General features: G+C 69.9%; 14 protein-coding genes. 6 read left to right on the top strand and 8 right to left on the bottom strand.

Translation table 11 applies throughout. From position 1 onward, the window contains the following. Positions 1-85: 85 nt before the first annotated feature. The 4 genes from ACWPN5_RS12940 to ACWPN5_RS12955 form a co-directional block, all read right to left on the bottom strand. Complete coding sequence (locus tag ACWPN5_RS12940) at positions 86-658, bottom strand: tetratricopeptide repeat protein (protein ID WP_492295699.1); 573 nt, start codon at positions 656-658, stop codon at positions 86-88. 172 nt (positions 659-830) lie between these two features. Continuing rightward, positions 831-2,972, bottom strand: coding sequence for an elongation factor G (gene fusA / locus ACWPN5_RS12945; protein WP_492295701.1), 2,142 nt, complete (start codon positions 2,970-2,972; stop codon positions 831-833). A gap of 229 nt (positions 2,973-3,201) precedes the next feature. Beyond that, complete coding sequence (locus tag ACWPN5_RS12950; protein WP_014240903.1) at positions 3,202-3,549, bottom strand: RidA family protein; 348 nt, start codon at positions 3,547-3,549, stop codon at positions 3,202-3,204. Between the two features lie 112 nt (positions 3,550-3,661). Further along, entirely contained in the window at positions 3,662-4,447 is a 786-nt protein-coding gene (locus tag ACWPN5_RS12955) for a trypsin-like serine peptidase (RefSeq protein WP_492295703.1), read from the bottom strand. Positions 4,448-4,492: 45 nt separating this feature from the next. Here ACWPN5_RS12955 and ACWPN5_RS12960 point away from each other — a divergent pair, with 45 nt between their 5' ends. The 4 genes from ACWPN5_RS12960 to ACWPN5_RS12975 all read left to right on the top strand — a co-directional run bounded on the left by ACWPN5_RS12960 (position 4,493) and on the right by ACWPN5_RS12975 (position 8,760). Then, entirely contained in the window at positions 4,493-6,721 is a 2,229-nt protein-coding gene (locus ACWPN5_RS12960) for a type IA DNA topoisomerase (protein ID WP_492295705.1), read from the top strand. Between the two features lie 230 nt (positions 6,722-6,951). Then, the gene (locus tag ACWPN5_RS12965) at positions 6,952-7,401 is read left to right on the top strand and encodes a hypothetical protein (RefSeq protein WP_145688810.1); all 450 of its coding nucleotides are present in this window, start codon (positions 6,952-6,954) and stop codon (positions 7,399-7,401) included. 72 nt (positions 7,402-7,473) lie between these two features. Next, entirely contained in the window at positions 7,474-7,824 is a 351-nt protein-coding gene (locus ACWPN5_RS12970; protein ID WP_492295708.1) for a hypothetical protein, read from the top strand. Between the two features lie 87 nt (positions 7,825-7,911). After that, positions 7,912-8,760 (top strand): hypothetical protein, encoded by an 849-nt coding sequence (locus ACWPN5_RS12975; protein WP_492295710.1) that lies wholly within the window; start codon positions 7,912-7,914, stop codon positions 8,758-8,760. A 70-nt stretch (positions 8,761-8,830) separates the two neighbouring features. Here ACWPN5_RS12975 and ACWPN5_RS12980 read toward each other — a convergent pair whose 3' ends face one another. Then, positions 8,831-11,482: a glycosyltransferase gene (locus ACWPN5_RS12980; RefSeq protein ID WP_492295712.1), complete on the bottom strand. Its 2,652-nt coding sequence runs from the start codon at positions 11,480-11,482 to the stop codon at positions 8,831-8,833. 204 nt (positions 11,483-11,686) lie between these two features. Between ACWPN5_RS12980 and ACWPN5_RS12985 the strand changes: the two genes are divergently transcribed. Together ACWPN5_RS12985 and ACWPN5_RS12990 are read left to right on the top strand one after the other, a co-directional pair. Continuing rightward, on the top strand, positions 11,687-11,953 hold the full coding sequence (locus tag ACWPN5_RS12985; protein WP_145688774.1) for a hypothetical protein: 267 nt from the start codon (positions 11,687-11,689) through the stop codon (positions 11,951-11,953). A 24-nt stretch (positions 11,954-11,977) separates the two neighbouring features. Continuing rightward, entirely contained in the window at positions 11,978-12,199 is a 222-nt protein-coding gene (locus tag ACWPN5_RS12990; RefSeq protein ID WP_145688766.1) for a hypothetical protein, read from the top strand. A gap of 4 nt (positions 12,200-12,203) precedes the next feature. Here ACWPN5_RS12990 and ACWPN5_RS12995 read toward each other — a convergent pair whose 3' ends face one another. From ACWPN5_RS12995 to ACWPN5_RS13005, 3 genes are all read right to left on the bottom strand, one after another. Then, positions 12,204-12,977: an endonuclease III domain-containing protein gene (locus tag ACWPN5_RS12995; RefSeq protein WP_492295715.1), complete on the bottom strand. Its 774-nt coding sequence runs from the start codon at positions 12,975-12,977 to the stop codon at positions 12,204-12,206. Then, a complete protein-coding gene (locus ACWPN5_RS13000) occupies positions 12,974-13,513 on the bottom strand; it encodes a hypothetical protein (protein WP_145688758.1) in 540 nt (179 codons plus the stop codon). Before ACWPN5_RS13000 ends, ACWPN5_RS12995 begins: the two co-directional genes overlap by 4 nt. A gap of 108 nt (positions 13,514-13,621) precedes the next feature. Beyond that, complete coding sequence (locus ACWPN5_RS13005) at positions 13,622-17,017, bottom strand: DEAD/DEAH box helicase (RefSeq protein ID WP_492295716.1); 3,396 nt, start codon at positions 17,015-17,017, stop codon at positions 13,622-13,624. Between the last annotated feature and the right edge of the window lie 151 nt (positions 17,018-17,168).

A 17,168-nucleotide genomic window follows, 5' to 3' on the forward strand; every position in this document is an offset into this window, starting at 1 on the left:
CCTGAAAGTAGCGGGCGCCGAGTCACGGGGGGCTTGCAGGCGGATTAAATGTTTTTCAGGGAGGGAATATTAAGCCGCGTCTCGATCACAGCGCCGAACCGGCCGTGCGCAGGCGGATGGTCGCGGCCTGCTGGCGGACCCGGTCGAGGTGCGGGTTGATGGCCAGCGCCGCATCGAAGGCGCGCAACGCGCCCGCCGGCTGATCGATGGCGAGGTAGACGAGGCCCAGACCGGCCAGCGCCCCGAAATGGCGCGGCTCCAGCGCCAGCACCCGGCGGATGTCGCGCACCGCGGCGTCGTAATCCCCCAGCATGTATTCGGCGTTGGCCCGCTTGTTCCAGCCCTCGGCGTAGGTCGGATCGGCGGCGACCACCTGGTCGAAGGCGGCCAGCGCCTCGCCGTAGCGGTCGGCGTTCAGGCTCTGCACGCCGTGGTGCATCAGCACGATGAGATCGTCGCTGGGGTGTTCCAGCCAGACGTCCCAGATGCGGTCCTCGACCGCCTCCGCCGCGACCGCGTCGCCGGCGGTCTGCAGGTCCTGGAACAAGCCGCCGAGTTGCGCATCCTCCTGCCCTGCCCAGGCCTGCGAACCGGGGCCGGAAGCGCCGAGGAACAGAAGGGCCAGGAAGGCCACGGGCAAGAAGATTCGCTGGGTCATTCCCAAAAACTGGGATGCGTCACTTACCAGCAACACTGATCCGAAAGTGGTATCGCCGCAAGAAGAATCCCTCATCCGGCCGGGGTGGAGCCGGCAAAGTTCCCGCCGGACAAAGAAAAAGGGCCGGCGAATTGCTTCGCCGGCCCCTTCCCCTGAAAGCAGCAGCCCGTTATCAGGCGGCCTTGCTGCGGCCCGCCACGATCTCGTCGGTGACGTTGCGCGGCACCGGCTCGTAGTGGCTGAACTCCATCGAGTAGGACGCACGGCCCGAGGTCATGCCGCGGAGCTGGCCGATGTAGCCGAACATCTCGTTCAGCGGCACATGGGCCTCCACGGCGATGTTGGTGCCACGCTCAAGCTGGCCCAGCACCGTGCCGCGGCGGCGGTTCACGTCGCCGATGACGTCGCCCAGGTAATCGTCCGGGGTGACGACCTCGACCTTCATGACCGGCTCGAGCAGGATCGGACCGGCCTGCTTGAGGGCCTCACGGAAGCAGGCCTTGGCGGCGATTTCGAACGTCAGGGCGTTCGAGTTGACGTCGTGGTACTTGCCATCCACCAGGCGGGCGCGGAAGTCCACAGTCGGATAGGAGGCGAGCACGCCCTCTTCCTTCTGCATTTCCAGGCCCTTGGCGACCGACGGGACGTATTCGCGCGGCACCGTGCCACCGACCGTCTCGTCCTTGAACACGAAGCCCTCGCCACGCTCCAGCGGCTCGAAGACGATCTTGACTTCGGCGAACTGGCCCGAACCGCCGGTCTGCTTCTTGTGGGTGTAGGTGTACTCGACCGGCTTGGTGATCGTCTCGCGGTAGGCGACCTGGGGCTTGCCCATGTTGCCTTCCACGCCGAACTCCGTGCGCAGACGGTCCAGCGTCACTTCCAGGTGCAGCTCGCCCATGCCGCGCAGGATGGTCTGACCGGTTTCACGGTCGGTCTCCAGACGCAGCGACGGGTCCGCACGAACCATCTTGCCGAGCGCGATGGAGAACTTCTCCTGCTCGCCCTTGGTCTTCGGCTCGACCGAGACGCTGATGACGGGGTCGGGGAAGCGCATGCGCTCCAGGATCACCGGGTGGGCGGCGTCGCAGAGCGTGTCACCGGTGTCCGTCTCCTGCAGGGAGACGAGCGCGATGATGTCGCCGGCGCGGGCTTCCTCGATCGGGTTGGCCTGGGCGGCGAACATCTCGACCATACGGCCGATCTTCTCGCGCTTGCCGCGGGTCGTGTTCAGGACCGACATGCCCTTGGTCAGAACGCCCGAGTAGACGCGCACGAAGGTCAGCGAGCCGTAGGTGTCGTTCAGCACCTTGAAGGCCAGCGCCGCGAAGGGCGCGTCGTCGGAGCTGAGACGCTCGCCGTTCGGGTTGCCGTCCTCGTCCACCGTCTTGATGGCCTCGACGTCGGTCGGGGCCGGCAGCAGGTCGACGACCGCGTCCAGAACCTGGCAGACGCCCTTGTTCTTGTAGGACGAGCCGCAGAGAACCGGGGTGAAGGTGCTGGTGATGGTGCCCTTGCGCAGGCAGGTGCGCAGCACGTCGGCCGACGGCTCCTCACCCGACTCCAGGTAGGCTTCCATCGCCGCGTCGTCCATCTCGAGCGCGGTGTCGACCAGCTCGGCGCGCAGGGCCGGGATGCTGGCGATGTTGTCCAGGTCTTCCTTGACGGTCAGGTTGAGCTTGCTCGCCAGATCGTCGGTGATGTCCCAGATTTCCCACTTGGCGTCCTTGTCGTCCGAGAACCAGACGTACGCCTTCATCTCGATCAGGTCGACCATGCCGCGGAAGTTGTCTTCCGAGCCCAGCGGAACCTGAATGCAGACCGGGCGGGCGTTCAGGCGGCTCTTGATCATGCCGACGCAACGCTGGAAGTTCGCACCCGAACGATCCATCTTGTTGACGTAGCAGATGCGCGGGACGTTGTAGTTGTCCGCGAGGCGCCAGTTGGTCTCGGACTGCGGCTCCACGCCGGCCACGCCGTCGAACACGACGACCGCGCCGTCGAGCACGCGGAGCGAGCGGTTCACCTCGATGGTGAAGTCCACGTGGCCCGGGGTGTCGATGACGTTGATCTTCTTGCCGCGCCAGAAGGTCGAGACGGCAGCCGACTGAATCGTGATGCCGCGCTTCTGCTCCTGCTCCATGTAGTCGGTCGTCGTCGAGGACTTCAGGTCCTTCGTCTCGTGCACGTCGATGATCGTGTGCTTACGACCGGTGTAGTACAGGATGCGCTCGGTGGTCGTCGTCTTGCCGGCATCGACGTGGGCGATGATGCCGATGTTCCGGATGTCAGAAAGAGGCGTTTGGCGCGGCATGTTGCGAATCCATTACTGTAACGCAGCTATCGAAGCGCAACGACGGTCGTCCGCTCCGGCGGCAGAGGTTGGTCGGGGTTTTACGGATGATCTGTTAAGGCGTGATTAACGTTCTGTAAATCCGGAAGGTCAAGCCTTCCGGATTTTTTCGAAGCACGCGGCCCTGACAGTCTGGTGGGCCACGCCGGCAAACCCCAACCGAGGGAGCCGGGTCGCCCCGTCACGCAGCTTATTTGGCCGCCGTCACCTGAATTTCAACGAGATACTCCGGCGCGGCGAGCTTCGCTTCCACGGTGGCGCGGGCGGGCGGGTTGGCCGTATCGACCCAGGCTTCCCACGCCTTGTTCATCGCGCCGAAGGTGGACATGTCCGTCAGATAGATGGTGGCGGACAGCAGCTTGCTCTTGTCGGAGCCGCCCTCGGCCAGCAGGGCGTCGATCTGGCCCAGGATCTGGCGGGTCTGCGTCTCCACGTCCGGAGTCGGATCGTTGGCCACCTGGCCGGCCAGATAGACCGTGTCCTTGTGGATGACCATCTGGCTCATGCGCGGTCCGGAATGGAAGCGCTGGATCGACATCGGTACGGCTCCGGTTACGGGGTCTTGAACGCGCGTACGTCTATGCGATTCACGTCCAGGGGCCTAGCAAAAAATGAGGCGCCACCGCTCAAAGCTGCCCCGCGCCCGTGCATCACCGCAAAGAAGGCGTATTTCCTTCGACCGCGGCCACGAAAGCGGCGCTCGGCACGGCGATGTTGCGCGGGTTCGGACCGCTGACCGCGGCCACCGCGATGCCGGCCACCGCCCAGCCCTCCCCCGCCCCATCGCCCTGCCCGTCCCCGTTGGACGTCCGGACCAACAGCGCCGCCCCGCTCACCCCGCGCGTCCCATCGCAATCATGGACCAGCAGCGGCCCACGGTCGGTGTCGTTGATGCCGCGCGCCGCGCAGGCGGTGTCGGCGGTGACGAGATGCGCCCGGTCCTGGCTGTAGCCGCCCAGCATCAGCGGCGTGCCGAATTCCGGCGGGACTCGGGCGAGCGGCAGCGGCGGCATCCCCTCCGGCGCGTCGCCGTCGAGCGTCAACACCGCCCAGTCGCCGACCAGCCCGTCGAGCCGCCGCTCCTTGTCATAGGGGCCGCCGGTCTCCAGCGCGGCGACGGCGCGGTGCTGCCGGTACTCCCCGCGCTCGTAGCCGAACAGGACGTGCAGGGAGGAGGCCGGCAGGAAGCGCTGCGCCCGGTTGAGCAGGCAATGGGCGGCGGTGACCACCCGGCGCGGCGCCACCAGCACGCCGGTGCAGCGCGCGCCGAGATTGCTCTGCACCTTGACGAGGCTGTTCCACGGCGCGTGGCCGGCGTCGACCACCACCCGCCGGTCCTTCGCCCCGATCCCCGGCAGCAGCGGGTTCTGCGCCGCCGCCGGGAGGGCGGCCGCGAGAAGCGGCGCGGCGACCACGAGTCCGCGCAGGGCAGCCATCAAGTGTTCTTGATACGTTTTCATGTTCGTCTTACCATGGCGGTCATGGCCACGCTCATCATCACGGAAAAATCCAGTCAGGCAAAGGACCTGCGCGCCGCGCTGGGGGATCGCTACGGGCGCATCCTGCCGGCCGAGGGGCACCTGCTGCGTCTGGCCGAACCGGACGAGGTGAACCCGGATTGGAAGCGCTGGGCGCCCACCCTGCTGAAGCCCGACGGACTCTACCCGACCCGGCCGGACAGCGGCGGTAACAAAACGGCGAAGCTGGCGGCGATCAAGGCGGCGCTGAAGGGGTGCGACCAGGTCATCCTCGCCACCGACTGCGACCGCGAGGGCCAGTTGATCGGGCAGGAGATCCTGGAGCATCTGGGCTTCCGCGGGCGGGTGCAGCGCGCCCTGTTCACCGCCCAGGACCCCAAGACGATCCGCGACGCCTTCGCGAAGCTGAAGCCGAACAACGAGCTTCGCCCGCTCTACGAGGCGGCGGTGGCGCGCCAGCAGGCCGACCAGATCTTCAACCTCTCCCTGACCCGCACGGCGACCAAGACGCTGCTGGCGCCGGGGACGCGCGGGGTGATCGGCATCGGGCGGGTGAAGACGCCGACCCTGTCCATCGTCTGCCTGCGCGAGCTGGAGATCCGCAACTTCAAGCCCGAGGATTATTTCGAGGTCGTGGCGACGGCCACCGCCGCGGGCGGCTCGTTCCTGATGCGCCACGCTCCGCCGCCGAAGGACCGCATCAAGGACCGCGCCCGCGCCGAGGCCATCGCCCGCGCCGCCGACGGCCATGGCGGGCCGCTGTCGGTGACGGTGGAGGATCGGCGGCAGGCCCCGCCGAAGCTCTACGACCTGCCCGCTCTGCAGAAGACCTGCGGCCAGCGCTGGGGCTGGACCGCCGACCGCACGCTGGAGGTCGCGCAGGAGCTTTACGACGGCGAGGGCAAGAAGCTCATCACCTACCCGCGCGCCGAGGCGCGCTATCTGTCGGAGAACCAGATCGCCGACGTCCCGGCGATCACAGGGGCGTTGACCCGGCTGCGCGGCTTCGCCCATCTGGACATTTCCCGCCCGGTGATCCGCCGCGGCAAGTCCGGCCATTTCTGCGACAAGGCGCTGGAGGGCGTGTCGCACCACGCCATCGTGCCCAACGTCAACGTGCTCGACGATCTGGAAAGCCGGCTGAACCGCCTGACCGACGATGAGAAGCGGCTCTACGCGCTGATCTGCCGCTCCTACCTCGCCGCTGTCATGCCTGACTACGAGTACCGGCAGACCACCGTCCTGATGAACGTGCCGGTCGAGGGCAAGCCGGTGGTCTTCCGGGCGGTTGGGCGCATCCCGCTGAAGCTCGGCTGGAAGGCGGCCTTCGGCTCCGCCGAGACGGACGGCAAGCCCGACGAAAAGGAGGAGGAGCAGACCCTGCCTCCGCTGGCCGACGGCGAGCCCGCCCGCCTGTCCGACCCCCGTGTGGAAGCCAAGCGGACCCAGGCGCCGCCGCGCTACAATGAGGGCACGCTGGTCGACGCCATGCAGAACGCCTGGCGCTTTGTCGAGGACCCGGCGCTCCGCGACCGGCTGAAGGAGGCCAAGGGCATCGGCACCCCGGCCACCCGCGCCGAGATCATCAAGGGCCTGCGGCGGCAGAACCTGCTGGGCGCCGACGGCAAGTGGCTGGTGCCCACCCCCGCCGGGCTCCAGCTGTTCGAGACGCTGCGCGGCGCCGCCCCCACGCTGGTCGATCCCGGCACCACCGCCCTGTGGGAAATGCGGCTGGACGAGGTGGTGGTCGGACGCGCCGACTTCCGCAGCGTCATCGACGGCATCGCCGACGAGGCCGGGCGGCTGATCGGCGTTCTGGTCGGCAACCAAGGGCCGGCGGTGGACCTCGGCGTGCGCGGCGGCCCGATCCGCGCCGGACGGGGCGCCGGGCGCCGTCGCTCCACGAGCCCGCGCGCCGCCGGAGCGCCGCCGCGCACCCGCACCCGCAAGGCGGCGGTCGCCGCCGTCGGCGTGGACGGCGAAGCCCCGAAGACGCCCCGTCGCAGCCGCAAGGCGAAGGCCGCGCCGGAGGTTCAGGATTCGATCAGCCCTGTGTCCGCCGTCCCGCCGGCCACCGCCGCACCGTCGAGCGGGGCGCGGCGCAAGGCCCCGACCGACAAGATGGTCGCCTTCGCCCGCAGCCTCGCCGACCGCAAGGGCGTCGAGCTGTCGGACACGGTGCTCCAGGACTTCGATTCCTGCCGCCAGTTCCTGGATCAGCACGCGCGCTGAGCGTCGGCTTGCCCCCTCCCCGACCCTCCCGCGCTTCGCGGGAGAGGGAGATTTGTCCCCTCCCCTGCGACAGCGGGGGAGGGTTAGGGAGGGGGCAAAACAATCCAAGCATCTCCGAATCACCCTCCGACTGTGGCCCAGACCACAGCGGCGGCGGCGGCGTCCGCCTACTCTCTCCTCCACGGACATCGAGCCACACACGGCCCCACACCCCGGAGGAGACCCAGCCCATGCGCCGCCTGACCCTGATCGCCGTCGCCGCCACCACGCTGCTCGCCGCCCCCCACGCCTTCGCCAACGACCTCAAGACCGGCGGCGTGCCGGTCAACCCGATGATGATGCAGCCGGGCTTCGGCAGCCCCTTCGCCGCGGCGCCGTCGCTCTCCAGCACCAACGTCGGCGTTGCCACGAACCTCGCGGCGGGAATCGGCAACAAGGCCAAGCAGAACGTCTTCACCATGCAGCAGGGCACCGGCGGGTCGCTGGTGAACACCAACGTTGGCGTCGCCACCAACGTCGCCGCCGGCATCGGCAACAAGGCCAAGCAGAACGTCACCGGAGTCACCTTCGGCTTCGGCAAGGGCGGCCTGCTCGACACCAACGTCGGGGTGACGACCAACGTCGCCGCCGGCATCGGCAACGCCGCCGGGCAGAACCTGTTTGGTTTCAAGGCCCAGTGATCCACCCATCCGGCGCCGCCGCCCCACGCGGCGGCGCCCCCTATTCGGACTCCTCATTGGAGGACTGCCGCCATGCTCCGCTTCGCCCTGCCGGTCTTCGGTGCGCTCGCCGCCATCCTGACCCTGGCCGGAACCCCGCACACCGCCGCCGCCGAAAACCTCGCCTGCCAGACGGTCAACGGGAAGACGGTGTGCAGCCGCGGTTCGGGCTCGCTGTCGTGCCAGACGGTCAACGACCGGACGACCTGCGTGACCGGGCCGGGCGCGCTGACCTGCGAGACCGTCAATGGCCACACCGCCTGCCGCCGCGGCCCGTCGCAGCCGGACCTCAAGCCGATGCCGATGCCGCCGCTGCCCCCGCAGGCCACCCCGATGCCCGACCACCCCTTCGGCAAGAACTTCCCTTTTGAGGAAGAGGCGTAAAGCGCCCCAGCTGTGGTCCGCCTCACAGCGGCTCCCCGGTCGGCCGCCCTAGGATCAGCGCACACCGCCGAACAGAGGAGCCCCGCCATGATCCGCATCCGCCGCTTCGCGCCGCTGCTGTCCGGCCTCGCCGCCCTGGCGCTGCTGGGCGGGGGCGCCGCCGCCCAGGACGCCGGCGGCTTCTCCGTCAACCCGCAGCTCGGCGCGGCGGTCGGCATGTCGATGGGGATGGGCATGGGGATGCCGCCGCTGCTGCCGCGCCAGCCCGTCTTCGTCAACGCCGCCCGGCGCGGCGCGCCTCCGGGGGCGACGGTGACCAACCCCACCGTCAGCCGGCAGGCCACCCACCAGCAGGCCATTGCCAAGATCCGCGGCGACGCCGGCTTCCTGGGCGGCTTCAACAAGGGACAGGCGCTGGCCGCCAGCCGCCAGCCGCCGCCGGAACCCATCGTGCCGAACTTCACCTTCATCGACGCGCCCTTCATCGTGAACAACTTCGACAGCTCGCTGGCCCTGTCCTTCGGCGACAGCAACGTGACGGAACAGTACGTCATCCAGGGCGGCGACGGGTCCGCTGGGGGCGGTGTCGCTGGTGGCAATGTTTCAGAGCAGGCCGCGGCGCCCGTCTCCTCAGGGCAAACGGCCTCCCCGGTCCAGGCCGCCGCTCCGGTGCAGGCCTCGGCCCCGGCGCCGGTCAAGGCTCCGACCCCGAAGCCCCAGCCGGGCGTGACCACGGGCAACGGCGGCCCGCCGCCCGAGGGCTTCTTCGACCCGGTGATGAGCAACTTCGGCCCGCTGCCGCATCTGCCCGCGGCGCTGGCCAGCGGCGGCATCCAGTTCAACAACGTCGGCACCGCCTTCAACGCCGCCATGGGCCAGGGCAACTTTGCCTCCCAGCAGATCACCAGCATCCAGGGGAAGAAGGGCAAGCGCTGAGGCCTCTCCCAGGCATGAAAAAGCCCCCTTGCCGGCGGCAAGGGGGCTTTCTCCGTTCAAAGCTGCGCGGTTACGCGGCGACCGGCTCGTTGGCGCCCTTGGCCTGCGCGGCGGCGGGCTGGACCACGCCCTGCGGGGCGGGCAGCGGCGCCGGGCGCGGGGTGCCGGCGGGCAGCATGTCGCCGATCGCGAGGCCCACGGCCATCAGGTTGGGCACGGCCATCGCGGTCAGCAGGATCGCCCACAGCTCCAGCGACAGGGTGCCCAGCGGGTTGGCGAACCATGCGGTCACCGCGGAGACCAGCAGCGCACCCGACAGCCAGGCTTCCGGCTTGGCGCAGAAGGCGCCCTGGGTCCGCTTGCCGCCCTTGGCGGTGACGCGGAAGGCGTCGCGCTTGCGGACCACGCCGCGCAGCGCAGCCAGCGCCACCGTGGTGGACAGCGCCATGCCGACGGCGCAGGCCCCGAAGCTCTCCTTCCACGAGTTGCCGGAGGCGTAGCGCGAGGCCAGCAGGCTCGACCCGGCGCGCAGGACCAGGGCGCCCAGCACCGCGGCGGTGGCCTGGACCGGCGGCAGGTGCAGCGGCAGGACCAGCGACGCGAAGGTCCAGGTGACCGCCGCGCCGGCGGCCAGCACGCCCACCGCGTCGGACCACCAGCGCGCCCAGTTGGTCAGGTAGCCGATCTTCTGGCCGACCGTCAGCTCCGTGGCGCCGGGCAGGAACTTCCGCCAGTGGGCGCGCAGGATCTGGGTCGAACCGAAGACCCAGCGGTCGCGCTGCTTGCGGAACTGCATGAAGTTGTCGGGGGCGAGGCCCTGGCCCAGCCGCTCGTCCGTGTAGGCGGCGCGGTAGCCGGCCGACAGGATGCGGATGCCCAGCTCGGTGTCCTCGCAGATGCCCTCTTCCGACCAACCGCCGACCTGTTCCATGGCGGAGCGGCGCAGCATGATCATCGTGCCGTGGCAGACGAAGGCCTGGGAGGTCAGACCCTCCTGCATGCCGACGTCGAAGAAGGGGCGGTACTCGGCGGTCATGGCGGCCTTCAGCGGCGTCTCATGGCCGTCGCGGTGCTCCTGCGGGGCCTGGACGATGCCGACGCGCGGGTCGGCGAAGGTCGGGGCCAGCTTGTTCAGCCAGTCCGGCTCCACCGTGTAGTCGGCGTCGAGCACGGCGACGATCTCGGCGCGCGGGTCGGTGTGGCGCAGCGCGGCGTTCAGCGCGCCGGCCTTGAAGCCGGAAATCTTCTTGTACCAGTGGAACTTGAACTTCGGGCCCAGCTCGGCGCACAGCTCCTCGACCGGGCGGACCAGCGCCTCGTCCTCGGTGTTGTTGATGAGGACGACCACCTCGTAGTCCGGGTAGTCGACGCGGGCCAGCGAGGTCAGCGTGGCGGCCAGCACGTCCGGCTGCTCACGGCAGGCGGCGATGTGCACGGACACCATCGGCTTGTGCTCCGGCACCGCGGGAACCCGCGGCAGCAGGGCCGGGGCGCGACCGGTGAACAGGCGGCGGGCCACCTCGGTCAGGTCGGCGAAGGCCACCGACATCATCAGGGCGCCCAGCAGGAAGGCGGAGCCCCAGGTGGTCGCCGCACCGAAGGTGAAGTATTCCGCGTAGGCGCCGGCGACGGCCGAGCCGACGCCGAAACCAACGATGTTGGCGCCCACCGACGCGGCCAGCGCGTAGGTCATGTTGGTGCGGCGGCGGAAGGCGGCGAAGGCCGACAAGGCGAGGCCGAGGGCCAGCGCCACGGCGGCGCCGGCACGGTCGCCCCAGGGGGCCGGGACGTCGCCGGCCAGCGGCCATTTCGGCGCGCGGTCGGCGTCGAGCACGCCCCAGGTCGGGCCGGGCGAGCCTTCGATGCTGGACTTCCACACGCCGTCGAACGCCTCGACCACGTTGTAGTCGATGCCGAGCATCCCCGCCTCGGCGGCGAAGTTGCGGACGACGAAGGCCTGGGCCTGCGGCGTCGGGTAGGCGTCATGGAAGTTCTCGCCGCCCGACGGCCAGCCCACCTCGCCGACGAACAGCGGCTTGCCCGGATGCGCCTTGCGCACGGTGTCCAGCCGGTCGCGGATCCAGGTCAGAGCGTTCTCCACGGGCACGCCTTCCCAGTAGGGCAGGACGTGGACGCCCATGTAGTCGGACGCCGCGATGGTCTCCTTGGCCTTGACGATCTCCGACCACACGTCGGCGGTGCCGACCTTGATGTGCTTCGGCACGCCGGCGCGGACGCGGCGGATGTAGGAAGCCAGCTCCGCGTCGGTCAGCTCGGCGCGCAGCAGCGTCTCGTTGCCGACCACGACGCGCTCGATGCCGCGCACGGTGCGCGACAGCACGATGGCGCGGGCGACCTCGCGCTCGTTGCGGGCCTTGTCGTCGCTCAGCCAGACGCCCAGCGTGACGTCCAGGCCGTGCTTGGCGGCGATGGCCGGCACGTCGCCCTGGGAGCCCAGCGTGGAGTAGGTGCGAACACCGTCGGCGAAGCCGGCGATGGCGGTCATGTCGCGGTCCAGTTCCACCGCATCGACCACCGGCTGGTGGTTCGGGTCGTAGCTGCGGCCCGACGGGGAGTAGGAGACGGATTCGATGCGACCCGGCACGGCGTCCACAGGAGTGGGCGCGTTGCGCCAGGACCAGAAGGACGCGTGGCCGGCAGTCACGGCGAGCATCGCCGCGGCCAAGGCCGCAGACCGGATCGAACGCTTCGGGTTGCTCATGTGGGGATTTCGCAAGCCTGGGTAGGATGGGTGGCGGGCGCCACCGGACACACAGACGAACGTGCGCTGCAAAAAACTATTCCCGCACCCGCGTCGATTTTTTTCGGCCCGTTTTTTTTGGGAGCCGCCGGGATTACCAAATCGGGAACGGCCGCCGTCCCGCTCCTGTTGGCATCACCAACCGCAACGACCGGAGACGACGAAATGACCGGCAAAAAGGTCGATGTGACCGCGCTGGAGGAAACGATGGACGAGGTGGTCGAAACCCTCGACCTCGCCGAGCAGGCCGCCGGCTATGTCCGGAAGGAAAGCACCGACCCCATGGACCAGGCCCGCGCCGCCGCCGTGCAGAGGCAGGCGGAAGCCATGCTCGACGCCGCCGAACAGGCCGCCTCTGGTGGCGAGCGGCCGCAGCGCAGCAACCCCTCCCCCCTGCCGGGCATGCGCCGCCCGCCCTCGCTCATCAATTGACGCTCTTTCGGCAAGGAGACATTCATGACCGGCAAGCATGAACAGAGCCCAGAACACCGCAAAGCCCACGATCTCGCCGAAGAGGCCATAGAAACGGCGGCCCAGGGCGACACGCGCAAAGCCAAGGGCCTGGCGGACGAAGCCAAATCCATCGACCCGAAGATCGACCGGGAGATGGCGCGCGAATTGGAAGACGACCGCCGCCAAGCCGAAAACTACAAGGGCAAGGCGGGCGAGGCCACCTGACTTCCTATTTCCGGCTTTCCTGGGGCGATGGCCCACCCGCCATCCGCCCCTGCCCCTCCGGGCACAAATCCAGCAGCGCGCACCGCTCACAGGCCGGGTTGCGGTAGAAACAGACCCGCTGCCCGTGCAGCATCATCACCTCGTGATGGTCGTAGATCTGCTGGGCCGTCCACTCTGGAGGAAGCCGGGCCTCCAGAACGGTGTGGGACGGACCGACCGCCACGCTGGGAGGAATCAGCCCGGTGCGCACTGCGACGCGGTGATGGTGGCTGTCCACCGGCAGGGCGGGACGGCGCAGGCTGCTGAAGCTCATCACCGCGGCGCTGGTCTTCGGGCCGACGCCGGGAAGCACCTGCAGCCAGGCCCGCGCCTCCGGCACCGTCATCTCCGCCAGGAAATCCAGGGACAGCCCGCCGCGCAGTTCGGTGATCCGCCGCAGGATCGCCTGGATGCGCGGCGCCTTCTGCTCCGGCCACGTCACCCCGGCGATGACCGTCTGCACCTCCGCCGGATCGGCGTCGCGCACCGCCTCCCAGTCCTCTCCCCAGCGCGCCCGCAAGGCGCGGAAGGCCGCCCCGGATGCGGCGTTGCGCGTGCGGTGCGACAGCAGCGAGGACACCAGTTCGCTCAGCGGGTCGAGTGCGCGGAAATAGGCGATCGGGCAGCCGAAGATCAGACAGAGCCGGCGGTGGATCTCCAGCAGCTTCTCATCGGGCAAAGCCGTGGGCGACAGGGCGAAGGACGCCTGATCGTCGTTGGCCTTGAGGCGGCGCTTCACGGGGCCGTCACACCGCCCGACCGGCCGCCCTCCGGCAGCATCAGCCCCTCGTCCGCGGCCATGGCGCGGGCTCGGGGGTCGGCCTGGACGGCGCGGGCGGTGTTGCGGGCACGCTCCTGGACGCGGCGGAAGGCACGAAGCAGAGCCTGGGCCTCCGCCCGCTCCTGCTCGTCGCGCCGCGACTCCGCAGCTTCCGACGCGGCGATCTTGCCGGCGGTGGACCGCTGCGTCTCGCTGTAGCCGAACAGGCCGGGCTCCCAGCGCTTCAGGTTGGCGTAGGCCAGGGCACGGGCGGAGCCGTCCAGCCCCTGCCCCTCCTCCCAGGCGGCGCGGGCGGCGCGCAGCTCGTCGGCCAACACCCGCTGGGGCGGGCGAGGCGGTGGTGGTGGCGGTTGATGCAGCCGGGTGCGCGCCGCCCTCAGGGCGGCCACGCGGTCCGGATCGTCACGCCAACGGCGGGCGTCCGCGGCGGCGTCGCGCCACGCGCCGATGAGCCGTTCCGGATCGGGTGCGGTGTCCCGCTTCGTCGATGCCATGGCCCTCCCCGTTGCAAGGGAAACGAACGCGATGCTTTCGTCATCAAGCATCTATGCCAAGGCGCCGTGAAGGCCAGACCGGGAAGGGCGGTAATCCCGAGGGTGCGGTCAGTCCGCCGCCCTACCCAGCAGATAGTCGATGTCCCCGCCTTCAAGTGCACTGATGAGACCGCTGCCCTCGATGGTTGCGTCGGACAGGTTTCCTTTGCGCCGTTGCAGGTCGAGGATGCGCTCCTCGACCGTATCCGCGGCGATCAGCTTGTAGACGAAGACCGGCTTGTCCTGCCCGATTCGGTAGGCGCGGTCGGTCGCCTGATCCTCGGCCGCCGGGTTCCACCAGGGATCGTAGTGGATCACCGTGTCCGCCGCCGTCAGGTTCAGGCCGCGCCCGCCCGCCTTCAGGCTGATGAGGAAGACCGGCACCTCGCGGTTCTGGAAGCGGTTGACCGGCTCCGCACGGTCCAGCGTGCGCCCGGTCAGCTCGACATAGCCGATCTTCGCCTCCTCCAACCGCAGCTTGATGAGGTCGAGCATGGAGGTGAACTGCGAGAAGATCAGGATGCGCCTGCCTTCCGGGACCATCTCCATCACCATGTCGGTCAGGGCGTCGAGCTTCGCGGTCTCCTTCACCTTGCCGGCCGCGGGAATCTTCACCAAGCGCGGGTCGCAACAGACCTGACGCAGCTTCAGAAGCGCGTCGATGATGGTGATGGCGTTGCGCGACACGCCGCTGACCGCCAGCGCCGCCCGCACCGTCTCGTTCACCGACAGGCGGATGGTCTCGTAGAGGTCGCGCTGCGCCGGTTCCAGGTCGATGCGCACCACCACCTCGGTCTTCGGCGGCAGTTCCTTGGCCACCGCCTCCTTGGTGCGGCGCAGCAGGAACGGGCGGATGCGCCGCATCAACTGCTTGGCGCGGGTGCCGTCGGCGCGCTTCTCGATGGGCGTGCGGTAGCGGCGCCCGAACTCCTTGCGGTCGCCGAGCAGGCCCGGCATCAGGAAGGCGAACTGGCTCCACAACTCGCCGAGATTGTTCTCCACCGGCGTGCCGGACAGGCAGAGCCGGTTGCGGGCGTTGAGCGCGCAGACGGCGCGCGTCGCCTTGCTGTCCGGGTTCTTGATGGCCTGCGCCTCGTCGAGGATCAGCAGGTGCCAGGTCCGGCGCTTCAGCATCTCGACGTCGCGGCCGACCACGCCGTAGGTGGTCACCACGATGTGGGCGCGGTCGAGGTCGCCCAGCTTCTCGTGCCGGTCCAGCCCGTGCAGCACGACCACCCGCAGGTGCGGCGTGAAGCGCTGCGCCTCGGCCACCCAGTTGGGGACGAGGCTGGTCGGCACGACGACGAGGCTGGGATCGGTCAGCCGGCCCTCCTGCTCCTCCAGGGCGATGTGGGCCAGCGTCTGCGCGGTCTTGCCGAGGCCCATGTCGTCGGCCAGGATGCCGGCGACCCGGTTGGCCCGCAGCCCTTGCATCCAGGCGAGGCCGACGCGCTGGTAGTCGCGCAGCGTCCCCTGGAAGCCCGGCGGCGGGTCCATCTCCGCCGGCATCTCCTGCTCCTGGATGGTGCGCAGGTAGCGGTCGATCTGGCCGGTGTCCTCGGTGCGCCGGGCGATGAGGTCGTCGATGTCCAGCAGGCCGTCGGCCTCGGTCAGCGGCACCTTCAGCGTGTCGTCGAGCCGCCGGCCGCTGTCGAGCATGGATTCCAGGACGCTGAGCAGCCGTTCGACCCGCTCCGCCGGCAGGGCCAGCACGTTGCCGTCGTCCAGCACCAGATGGGCGCGTCCGTCGATGACGCGGGTCGCCTCCATGCCGCCGCGCTCGATCAGCGTCGCCAGGATGGGCAGCAGGGCGCGGCGCTCCCCGTCGATCTCCACGCCGACGTCGAGGTCGAACCAGCCGTCGCCGGAGTCGCGCACGGCGACCGCGACCTCCTCGTTCGCCTCGACCACGCGGGTGCCGAAGTCGGCGCCGATCTCGACGGCCCAGCCGTCCTTGCGCAGGGCCGGCACCTCGGTGGTCAGGAAGGCCGACCAGCGCTCCTCGGCGTCCTTGCCGGTCAGCCAGTGGACGCGGGTGCCGCGGGCGTTCAACTGGCCCTTGGGCGGTTCGATGCGCGCCTGGGCGAAGCCGAAGGCGGCCAGCCTTTCCAGCGCCCCCTGCTCCAGCGCCTTGTCGCGGCGGACGAAGACCGCACCGGCCGGTTCCTCGACGCGGGCAAACTGGCGCTGGTCGTCGGGCTCGATCTCGGAAGGGGAATCTTCCTCGCCATAGTCGAAGGCCAGCCGCAGCACGTCCACCAGACCGCCATCGGGCGACACCACCCGGCCCAGCCGGGCGACGACGCGCGGGTCACGCTCGACGATGGTGGCGGCGGGGTCAGAGCCCATGCGCACGCCGCCGGGCATCCCCGCGGCGAAGGCGGAGGCCGCCGGGAAGTCCGGGCGCTCGGGCGCGGACCGGGCCGCTGCCGGCCGGGCGGCGGCCTTCAGGGGGACCGTTTTCGAGAGGACCGCCTTCGTGGGCGCTGCCTTGGCGGCGGGCGGGGGAACCGCGGCCTTGGGCTTCGGCACCTCGACGACCTGCAATTCGACGGGGCAGACGGTGCCGGCCTTCGGATCGACGCACCAGTAGCCCAACCCCTTGATCAGCGCGGCGCCGGGCGGCAGGCCGGTCGGGCGCAGCTTGCGCGTCGCCGGATCGCGGAAGGCGCGGATGGTCATCCCCGCCCCCTCCGCCAGCATCGTGCCGCCGCGCCAGCGCAGCCGCCCGCAGCCGAGCAGCCGACGCAGGATGCGGTCCACCACGTCGCCGCGGCTCTTGGCGACCGGCGTGCGCACCACCCCGCCGCCGCCGAGCAGCCGGGCGATGGCGCGGTCCACGTCGCCGTCCAGGCTGCGCGGCGCGCGGGCCAGCACGTCGCGCGGGCTGGCCGGGGTGGACACGTCGTCGCCCTCCCCCGCCCCTTCCACCGCGATCACGGCGGAGACGAACATGGCCGCCTCGTCCTTGCCCGGCTCCAGGGTCCAGCGGACGCTGAGCACCGGATCGGGCGGCGGCGGGGGCACCGGTTCCGGAACCGGCGGCGGCGCGGGGGCCGCATCAGGAACCGCCTGGAGCGTCGGCGGTTCACCCGCCGGATGGGCCGCCGGGGGCGCGTCGAACAGGGACATCTGCCGCCCTTCCGGACGGGCGTCGAGCGTCATCAGCGCCGCCGCGGCCATATGGGCGCAGGCGTTGCGCCCGCAGGTGCAGCTCTTGTCGAAGACCACCCGGCTGCGCCCGCGCACCGGGACGACGGTCACCGACAGGCTCCGGCCGAGGTCGGTCACGGCGGCGACGATCCGCGCCTCCGCCTCCAGCAGCGTCACCGCCCCGGTCAGGATGAGCGTGCGGCCGCGCTGCAGCGTCTTCGCATCGAAGACGCGCGCCAGATCCTCCTGCGAAAAGGAGACCGTCGCGCTGGCGGTGGCGGCGGCGCGAGGAAGGGAACCGAACAGCGACATGGGCCGGAAGGGATACCGAAAAGCAGAACGGGTCAGGAACGGGGGCGTCGGTATAAGCCCACACCATGCCCCGTCGCAAGCCCGCTCTCAACCCTCAACCGGCACCACAAGGCAAACATTCCGGTTGCCAAGTCCAGCGAAGTCCAGCCAT

Source organism: Azospirillum sp. UENF 211521 (assembly GCF_058780535.1).

Excerpts from the sequence above, each read along its gene's own strand:
- ACWPN5_RS12980 (WP_492295712.1), bottom strand. The coding sequence starts at position 11,482 with ATGAGCAACCCGAAGCGTTCGATCCGGTCTGCGGCCTTGGCCGCGGCG.
- ACWPN5_RS13000 (WP_145688758.1), bottom strand. The coding sequence starts at position 13,513 with ATGGCATCGACGAAGCGGGACACCGCACCCGATCCGGAACGGCTCATC.
- ACWPN5_RS12965 (WP_145688810.1), top strand. The coding sequence starts at position 6,952 with ATGCGCCGCCTGACCCTGATCGCCGTCGCCGCCACCACGCTGCTCGCC.
- fusA (WP_492295701.1), bottom strand. The coding sequence starts at position 2,972 with ATGCCGCGCCAAACGCCTCTTTCTGACATCCGGAACATCGGCATCATC.
- ACWPN5_RS12950 (WP_014240903.1), bottom strand. The coding sequence starts at position 3,549 with ATGTCGATCCAGCGCTTCCATTCCGGACCGCGCATGAGCCAGATGGTC.
- ACWPN5_RS12975 (WP_492295710.1), top strand. The coding sequence starts at position 7,912 with ATGATCCGCATCCGCCGCTTCGCGCCGCTGCTGTCCGGCCTCGCCGCC.
- ACWPN5_RS13005 (WP_492295716.1), bottom strand. The coding sequence starts at position 17,017 with ATGTCGCTGTTCGGTTCCCTTCCTCGCGCCGCCGCCACCGCCAGCGCG.
- ACWPN5_RS12940 (WP_492295699.1), bottom strand. The coding sequence starts at position 658 with ATGACCCAGCGAATCTTCTTGCCCGTGGCCTTCCTGGCCCTTCTGTTC.
- ACWPN5_RS12970 (WP_492295708.1), top strand. The coding sequence starts at position 7,474 with ATGCTCCGCTTCGCCCTGCCGGTCTTCGGTGCGCTCGCCGCCATCCTG.
- ACWPN5_RS12960 (WP_492295705.1), top strand. The coding sequence starts at position 4,493 with ATGGCCACGCTCATCATCACGGAAAAATCCAGTCAGGCAAAGGACCTG.
- ACWPN5_RS12955 (WP_492295703.1), bottom strand. The coding sequence starts at position 4,447 with ATGGCTGCCCTGCGCGGACTCGTGGTCGCCGCGCCGCTTCTCGCGGCC.
- ACWPN5_RS12990 (WP_145688766.1), top strand. The coding sequence starts at position 11,978 with ATGACCGGCAAGCATGAACAGAGCCCAGAACACCGCAAAGCCCACGAT.
- ACWPN5_RS12985 (WP_145688774.1), top strand. The coding sequence starts at position 11,687 with ATGACCGGCAAAAAGGTCGATGTGACCGCGCTGGAGGAAACGATGGAC.